Below are 9020 nucleotides of genomic sequence, written 5' to 3' on the forward strand. Positions count from 1 at the left end.
CTGAATTACCAGAACGGAATGGCCCCTGATCATCAGAGGCCTCGAGGAGTGCTGAAAAGTCGGCATATGCCGAAATAACGGCAGCAGAGGTTTCGGCGCTGCAACGGCTTATTGGAGGGTTGAACGAGAAAGCTATGTCTATGCAATAGGTTCGGCGTATGAAATGAAGAGGGAGCGGTGGAATAGCCTTTGCCAGTGTATTCGGTTATTCGAACGAGGGCATGAGAGGCAGTGGAGGAACCCTTGCCGACCACGGGCACATTGACTGGGAGAAGGATCTATCAAACGAGACGCCATGAACGAGACGGTTTACTTCATACAGCAATACGGCGCGCTGGTGCTCTTCCTTGTTGTTTTTGTCGAGCAGGTCGGGTTGCCGTTTCCGGCGATTCCGGTCCTCGTTGCAGCGGGAGTATTGGCAGGGACAGGACACCTGAATCTGTGGCTCGCGGGAGGGGTCACGATCGTCGCCGCGCTTGCGGCGGATTGGATCTGGTTCGACCTGGGCCGTCGACGAGGCCGTCAAGTTCTGGATCTCCTGTGTCGCATTGCCTTGGAGCCGGATTCCTGCGTGCGACGGACAGAGGATTTTTTCAGTAAGCATGGCCCTCATTCGCTCGTGGCGGCGAAGTTCGTTCCGGGGTTGAGCACGATTGCACCTCCCCTCGCGGGAATTGTGGGACTGAGCGCCCCACTATTTTTGTTGTACGACGGGCTTGGGGCGGTAATCTGGGCTGGGTCCGGTTTGGGGATCGGCTATGCGTTCAGTGGTCAAATCGAGCGGGCCCTCGGTTACGTAGAGCAAGTGACACCTATTGCCACGCTCGCGGCCCTCGGCGCCCTTACCGGCTTCATGGCCTACAAGGCGGTCTCCCGTCGTCGGCAGCTGCGCGGGGTGCCTCGGATCACCGTCGAACAACTGACGGAAAAACTGCGGGCGAAGGAGCCTCCCCTTCTGATCGATATACGGCCGCGCGACAGTGTGGAGACGGAACCGGGAATTCCTGACTCTGTCCAGATTTCGCTGGATGAGCTGGCCCATCGCCACCACGAACTGCCACGTCATCGTGATCTCGTGGTGTATTGCGGCTGCCCGGAAGATACGGCCAGTGCGCAAGGCGCGCTTCTCTTGCAGAAGAAGGGGTTCACGCGCGCCTGGCCCTTAGCCGGCGGGATCAAGGCCTGGCGGGAACAAACGGGACTCACTGCGCAGGACCACCAGGCAGCGCTATCGCCGACAGCCATTGGCGCAAGGGCCTGACGGGGGCGACATGCTGAAGATTACGATTCACTCGACGAATGATGCCACAACGATCGGGTTGGAAGGCCGTCTGACGGGACCGTGGGTGGAGGAACTTGATAGTGTCTGGCAAAGAGTCCGGGCTTCCGCCGCGTCTCCCCTTATCGTGGATCTGACGGGCGTCACGTTTATTGAACGGGAAGGTAAAGCGCTCCTGACTAGATTATGGCAGGAAGGAGCCGAGCTGCTGGCGGCAGGCTGTTGCAACAAATCCATCGTGGATGAGATCACGGGTTCAGGCCAAGACCAGTCATCGCATAGGGGATCCGCACGGTCTTCGTAATGCGGGATGAGGTTTCTGAAGGCCGGCTGTGTACCTTCCTGGTTGCTTCGGGATTTTTATGTAATGGCTGCTATGGCCATCGGCTTGCGAAGCGAGTCATTGGCCCACTAAGATGCGCGGTGGGATTTAAAGAAAGAAGCACGACTATGAAGCGACAGAAATCATCCGGAATGGAGATGAGCCGATGCAGCAGAAAGGTCGGAGGGGCCTGGTTTGCCGCGAGCCTCATCCTGGCAGGGTTACTGCCGGGGCTTACCGGATGCAAAGAAAGCTCCGTCCCGGCTCCGGTGCCGCAGGCCCCGCAAGTCGAAGTCTTGGAGGTCGCCACGCAGACCGTTTCAGACGAACCTGAATTCATCGGCCAAACTGAAGCGTCACGGCCAGTCGAAATCCGGGCACAGGTAACGGGCCTTTTGAAATCGGTCTTGTATCAGGAGGGCCGCGACGTCAAGAAGGGCGATCCACTCTATCAAATCGATCCGGTACCGTTCCAGGCGGCGGTCGCCAGCGCCAAAGCCAAGATCTCGCAAGCCAACGCTCGCGTTATCCAGGCCAAACAGAACCTCGCACGCGTGAAACCGTTACTGGCCGAACAGGCCGTGAGCCAGAAAGATTTGGATGACGCCGTTGCGGAAGAATTGACCTCGAAGGCCTCGCTTGAGGGAGCGCGTGCCGAATTGATCAAGGCAGAGTTCGACCTCAGCAACACGATGATCATGGCGCCGATTTCAGGCCGAATCGAACGGAGCCGTTTTTATGAAGGACGCTTGATCTCAGCTCAGACCGATCTGCTCACCGTCATTCACCAGCTCGATCCGATGTACGTCTATGCCAGTGCTCCCGAGTCGTTCATTCTCAAGCGGATGCGGGAGCGTGTAGGACAGGACGGCCAGGGAGCAGGTCTCTACGACCTGAAAGCTACGTTGATCTTTGCGGACGGCACGAGCTACCAGCACGAGGGCGTCGTGGACATGGTGGAAGTCGGATTACGATCAGAAACCGGGTCTCGAAATTTCCGCGTCTCGTTCCCGAATAAGGAACGGATTCTCCTTCCCGGACAATTTGTCAAGGTCCGAATCAAAGGGAACAAACACTCCGGGGTGACCCTCGTGCCGCAACGGGCCGTACAGCAGGGCCCAACGGGTCCGGTTGTTTTTCTGGTCGGGTCAGAAAACAAAGTCGAGATCCGCAACGTACAAGCAGCAAGTTGGCATGATAGTCAATGGATCATAGAGGAAGGCCTAAAACCGGGGGACCGTGTCATCGTGAACGGCTTGCATCGGGTCACTCCAGGGCTGTCCGTCAATCCCGTGCCCGTCTCGCCGGAGGGAGAACCTGAGTCTGGCCAACCTGGTTCTGGTCCGTTATCCGATCATCCGAAAGATGGGAATCCGGACGCGGTGGGAGCGAAGGGAGAGGCCGTCCAGTGATCTCTCAATTCTTCATCGATCGACCGATCTTTGCCTCGGTCGTTTCCATTATCATTGTGGTCGTCGGGTTAGTCTCGCTGCAGGAACTTCCCATCGCCCAGTTTCCTCAAATTACCCCGCCGGTGATCCAGATCGAAGCCGACTATCCTGGCGCAAGCGCCGAGGTGATTGCGGATTCTGTCGCACGCCCGATCGAAGTCCAGTTGCCCGGCATAGACAACCTTCTGTACTACGATTCTACGAGCACGAACGACGGCCATCTGACCATAAAGTTGACGTTTGAAATAGGGACGGATATCGACATTGCTCAAGTTCAAACCCAGAACCGCCAGAAGCTAGCGGAACCGCAGCTGCCTCCCGAGGTCGTCCGGCAGGGCATCTCGATCAAGAAAGTTTCACCGGATCTCCTATCGGTGGTAGCGCTCAGTTCAAGTGACCCCACGCACGATACGGTCTACCTTTCCAACTACGCTATCTTGCGCATCATCGACAACCTCAAGCGACTGCCCGGAGTTGGCGACGCTCAAGTATTCGGCGGCGGCAGCTACTCGATGCGCTTGATTCTGGACCCAATCCGGATGGCGCAACTAGGCCTGACACCGTCTGACATTGCGAACGTCGTCCGCGAACAAAATCGGGATTTCCCTGCCGGAATTATCGGACGGGAACCGGCGCCAAAGGGTACAGAGCTGACGATCCCCATCATCACTCAAGGCCGCCTGACTGAAGTCAAAGAATTCGAAGACATGATCGTCCGTGCCCTGCCCGACGGCTCCATGATCCGCTTGAAGGACGTCGCACGGATCGAATTAGGCGCCCAGTCCTATGCACTCGAAGGCAGATGGAACGGGAAACCCAACGTGTTCCTCCTGACCTTCTTGTCTCCCGGAGCCAACGCGCTTGAGACCCAAAAGCGGATCCTTCATGAAATGACGGAAGTGGCTAAGAACTTCCCCGCAGGTGTGTCGTATGACGTCCCCTACGACACCACGAAGTTTATTGAAGTGTCGATCCAGGAGGTCGTCAAGACGTTGGGCGAAGCGATGGTGCTTGTGATCCTGGTCGTGTACCTGTTCCTGCAAAGCTGGCGTGCGACGCTGATTCCCGGCATCGCAGTGCCGGTGTCGTTGATCGGGACGTTTGCCGGCATGGCCGCATTGGGTTTCTCGATCAATACGCTGACTCTATTCGGCATGGTGTTGGCGATCGGGATCGTCGTCGATGACGCGATCGTGGTCGTTGAGAACGTCGAACGTCATATGACTCAAGGACGTTTGTCTCCGAAGACAGCGGCGAAAAAAGCGATGACGGAGGTCACAGGGCCGGTCATCGCCATCGTCCTAGTTCTATGCGCCGTGTTTGTGCCGGTGGGTTTCCTGGGTGGGATCACGGGTGAGCTCTACAAGCAGTTCGCGATCACGATTGCCATTGCGGTTGTGATTTCCGGTTTCGTGGCCTTGACATTGAGTCCCGCTCTCTGCGCGATAGTCCTGCAGCCAGGTCATGGTCAGAAGAAGGGTTTCTTCGGCTGGTTCAACCGGTGGTTCGACGGGTCTCGCAACGGCTACCTCGCAGCCGTAACCATAGTCATGCGTCGATCGGTGCTGGCGCTGTTGTTCTTCTGCCTGGTCGTCCTGGCTGCCGGCGGATTCACCACCATCATCCCGAAGAGTTTCCTTCCGGAAGAAGACCAGGGCTATTTCATCACGGTTGTACAGTTGCCGGACGGTGCTTCGAAGCAGCGGACCGATGCGGTGCTCACCAAGATTGAGCGGGCCTTTCTGTCGAATTCCGCCATTCATTCGACGGATGCATTGTCAGGCCTGAACTTCGTCTTTGGAACGCGCGGTCCTAATGCCGCGACCATGTTCCTTCCTCTCCGTCATTGGGACGAGAGGCAGACACCGTCGCAGCATGTGAAGGCGATCATCGGCCAAGCCTACGGTGAATTCGCCAAGATACCCGAAGCGCTGATTCTGGCGTTCAACGCACCGCCGATCCGCGGGCTCGGTGCCACGGGGGGATTTTCGCTCCAGGTTCAGGACCCGAGCAGTGGGGACTTTAAGAAGTTCGCGGGGATCACACAGGAATTCATCGCCGCGGCACAGAAGGATCCGGCGATTGGCGCGATCGGAACAAGTTTCCGTGTGACGGCCCCTAGGCTCTATGCGCACGTCGATCGGGAACGGGCCAAGTCGTTGGGCGTCCCGATCTCGGAAGTCTTCGATACGCTGCAAGCCTACTTCGGCAATCTCTATATCAACGACTTCGTGAAGTTCGGCCGTGTGTACCGCGTGCAAACCGAAGCGGAAGCGCAGTATCGGTCGCAGCCCGGTGATATTTCCAAGATTTACGTGCGCGCGTTCGGCTCGCAAGGGCCGAGCATGATCCCGTTAGATACCGTGGTGAGCACCGAATATTCGAGCGGCCCCGATCCGGTGACACATTTCAACGGGTACAACACGGCTTTGGTCCTCGGTGCCGCGGCACCCGGCTATAGCTCGGGCCAAGCGCTTGAGGCGCTGGACCGTGTGGCGCAAACAGTCTTGGTACCACAGGGCTATTCTCTGGACTGGAGCGGTATTTCGTTCCAAGAACGGCATGTGGGGTGGCAGTCGGTCATGGCCTTCGGTTTCGGCCTGTTGATGGTCTTTCTGGTTCTGGCCGCCCAATACGAAAGCTGGACCGTCCCCTTCGCGGTGATTCTAGCCGTCCCGTTCGGGGTCCTGGGCGCGATGGCTGCTGTCTGGTTGACCGGGCTGTCCAATGACATTTATTTCCAAATCGGACTGATCACTTTGATTGGTCTCTCGGCCAAGAATGCGATTCTGATCGTGGAGTTCGCCAACAAACGCATCATGGCAGGCATGCGCCCGGCCGATGCTGCACTCGAAGCCGCCCGTCTCCGATTCCGACCGATCATCATGACGTCGATGGCGTTTATTCTCGGTGTCACGCCGTTGGTGATCGCAGGCGGAGCCGGAGCAGCCAGCCGGCACTCGATCGGGACCGGAGTGTTCGGCGGCATGCTCGCCGCCACCTTCCTGGCGATCCTGTTCGTTCCCTCATTCGTAGTCATGGTGAGCAGATTCAAACGCAGGCCACCGGTACCTCCGGAGGCGGAGCCCCAGGATATCCTCCCGGACGCCGAAACAACTGACGAGACGTACCAGCATGCCTAAGTTCGCTGTCATGTTCCTAGTGGCGATGCTGCCGGCCTGCGCCATGGGTCCGGATTATGAGCGGCCTGCGACAGAGGTGTCAGACCGGTTCCGGATGGCCGACGCCCCATCGACTGCACCCTCACTGGCAAACCTTCCCTGGTGGGAACTTTTGAAAGACCAACAACTGCAGCAGCTGGTCAGAATATCTCTGGAGGAAAACAAAGACCTTCAGGAAGCGGCGGCGGCGGTGGAGGAATTTCAAGCACGTGCCATGATCGCCAAGTCAGAGTTTATTCCGGACATTACGGCGTCAGGAAACATGCCGTCCTTCGGAAGGAAAACGGTGTTCCGGTTTCCAGGATTTGCGAACCCCTTCAACTACTATCTCCAGGGAAACTTGGCGTGGGAAATCGATGTCTGGGGGCGGATTCGCCGGTCGAACGAAGCGGCGCGCGCGGAACTGTTGGGAAAGGAAGAGAATCGACGAGCAATCGTGCTCCAACTGGTGAGCGGAGTGGCAGAAAGCTATTTTACTCTTCTCCAGTTCGATCAGCAGTTGGACATCGCCAAACGTACGTTGCAGTCGTGGGAGGAATCAGTCCGTATTGCGCAGGCGCGATTGCGCCAGGGTATGACCTCGAAATTGGATGCGGACCAGTTCGAGGCGGAACGCGCGAATGCGGCAGCGAGAGCAGCGGAGCTCGAACGCCAAATGGTCCAGGCGGAAAATCAATTGAGCGTGTTGCTGGGCCGAAAGCCCTTTACGATTCCACGTGGCAAATCGCTCACTGAGCAGCCCCTTCCCCCTGACATACCTCCCGGCTTGCCATCCGAGTTGTTGCTCCGGCGTCCGGATCTGCTGCAAGCCGAGGATGAGCTGGCGGCAGCGACGGCCCGCATCGGGGCCGCCAAGGCCGACCGGTTTCCTAAAATTTCGCTCACAGGATTACTAGGAGTGGCGAGTCCACAGTTATCGAGCCTTTTCACCGATCCAGCCAGTTACGGTGTGGCAGGAGCGGGCTTCACAGGGCCTCTTCTGAACAGCCAGTTTCTGGGGTTCCAACAAGAAGCGGCAGAGGCGCAGGCCAAGCAGGCGCTGGCTCGGTACGAAGGATCGGTCTTGAAGGCATTTCGCGAGGTGGAAGACGCGCTGGTCGCGGTGCGAACCGCTCGCGCCCAAAATCAAGCCCAGCAGCAACAGGTCGAGGCATTGCAGTCCGCGCTTCGCCTCGCAGAGCTCCGATACAGGGGCGGCCTCGCCAACTATTTGGATGTGCTGGTGGCAAGACGGAATTTGTTCGAGGCGGAGTTGGCGATGACGAGTTCCCACCGTCTCCATCTTGTGTCTGTCGTTCAACTCTACAAGGCATTGGGTGGTGGCTGGTCGCCTGAGACGGCGACCAATGGAGAGAAAAAGGAAGGTTAACAAAGGATGGAGAAACCGGCGCCAGCGGAGCATCCGATTCACGAATTGCTCAATCGCCGCTGGAGTCCTCTGGCCTTTTCAGATCGAACCGTCGAGGCAGACAAACTCCGAAGCCTTTTCGAAGCCGCCCGCTGGGCCCCTTCAAGCAATAACGCGCAGCCGTGGCGATTTCTGGTGGCGAGACAGGAAGAACGGACCGAGCACAATCGCCTCTTGAACTGCCTCCTGGAAGGGAATTTAAAATGGGCCCAGCGTGCGCCAGTCTTGATTCTGTCCGTTGCCAAGCTGACGTTTGACAATGGGACTATGAATCGCCATGCCCTGCACGACGTAGGATTGGCGACGGAGAATCTGCTCCTGCAAGCCACGGAAATGGGGCTGAGCGCCCATCCGATGGCAGGATTTCATGTCGATCAGGTCCGTACAGAGTTCACAATCCCATCGGACTTCGAACCGGTTGCCGTCATCGCTGTCGGCTACCCTGGCGATCCCGCAATGCTTCCCGATTACCTCCGGGAACGGGAACTCAAACCAAGGATGCGTGAGGCCTGCAAGACCTTCGTGTTCTCAGGAGAATGGGGTCGTCCATCGAGCGTTTTCTGGTGAGCGGATGAGTCGATACAAGGCTGCAATCACGCATCTCTCTCGTATCGATCCGGTCATGCGCGGGCTGATCGCCGAAATCGGGCCATGCACGCTGACGCCGCGGCTCGAACGCACGCCGTTTGAATCACTGGCGCGGGCGATTGCCTATCAGCAGTTACATGACAAAGCGGCTGAGAGCATTCTGCACCGCTTTATTGGGCTTTTCCCAGGGCAGCGGTTCCCGATGCCGGATGACTTGCTGGCCATGGATGATTCGTTGATTCGATCCGCGGGCTTTTCGAGACCGAAGATCAAGGCCCTTCGCGATCTCGCGGCTAAAACGCTCGACGGTACGGTCCCTGCCGGTCGCGCGATCAGGGAACTGGATGACGAAGCAATTATAGGCCGCTTGACGGCCGTCCACGGCATCGGCCGATGGACGGTCGAGATGCTCTTGATCTTTCAACTTGGACGTCCCGATGTACTGCCGGTTGACGACTTCGGTGTGCGGAACGGCTTCCGCATTGCTTTTCAGCAACACGCGATGCCGACACCAAAAGCCGTTCTCGATTATGGGAAACGATGGAAGCCCTTTCGTACGGTGGCGTCCTGGTATCTCTGGCGCGCAGTTGACCTTGCCAAAGGAAATCGGGTCAGCGGCCTAGTTCCGTAGGCGAACTTCCGTATGGACGAATACATTTTCGAAAACAATGCGGAGGATTTTGAACTTGGTCGCTTGAAATTGGTCGAAGCAGCCTTTGACGCGGGGACGATCGCGCTTCTTGAACAGACGGGCGTTGCCGGCGGATGGAGTTGTATGGAGCTGGGGGCC

General features: G+C 57.8%; 7 protein-coding genes. All 7 read left to right on the forward strand.

Annotated elements, in window-relative coordinates:
* Positions 1-295: 295 nt before the first annotated feature.
* Entirely contained in the window at positions 296-1261 is a 966-nt protein-coding gene (locus ACWVCN_RS05345; RefSeq protein WP_455244492.1) for a VTT domain-containing protein, read from the forward strand.
* Positions 1262-1271: 10 nt separating this feature from the next.
* Positions 1272-1583 (forward strand): STAS domain-containing protein, encoded by a 312-nt coding sequence (locus ACWVCN_RS05350; protein ID WP_455244493.1) that lies wholly within the window; start codon positions 1272-1274, stop codon positions 1581-1583.
* 146 nt (positions 1584-1729) lie between these two features.
* A complete protein-coding gene (locus ACWVCN_RS05355) occupies positions 1730-3013 on the forward strand; it encodes an efflux RND transporter periplasmic adaptor subunit (RefSeq protein WP_455244494.1) in 1284 nt (427 codons plus the stop codon).
* A complete protein-coding gene (locus tag ACWVCN_RS05360; RefSeq protein WP_455244495.1) occupies positions 3010-6195 on the forward strand; it encodes a multidrug efflux RND transporter permease subunit in 3186 nt (1061 codons plus the stop codon). Before ACWVCN_RS05355 ends, ACWVCN_RS05360 begins: the two co-directional genes overlap by 4 nt.
* Positions 6188-7603: an efflux transporter outer membrane subunit gene (locus ACWVCN_RS05365; protein WP_455244496.1), complete on the forward strand. Its 1416-nt coding sequence runs from the start codon at positions 6188-6190 to the stop codon at positions 7601-7603. Before ACWVCN_RS05360 ends, ACWVCN_RS05365 begins: the two co-directional genes overlap by 8 nt.
* A gap of 6 nt (positions 7604-7609) precedes the next feature.
* Complete coding sequence (locus ACWVCN_RS05370; RefSeq protein ID WP_455244497.1) at positions 7610-8209, forward strand: nitroreductase family protein; 600 nt, start codon at positions 7610-7612, stop codon at positions 8207-8209.
* Between the two features lie 4 nt (positions 8210-8213).
* On the forward strand, positions 8214-8861 hold the full coding sequence (locus tag ACWVCN_RS05375) for a DNA-3-methyladenine glycosylase family protein (RefSeq protein WP_455244499.1): 648 nt from the start codon (positions 8214-8216) through the stop codon (positions 8859-8861).
* Positions 8862-9020 lie beyond the last annotated feature (159 nt).

Source organism: Petrachloros mirabilis (genome assembly GCF_975968855.1).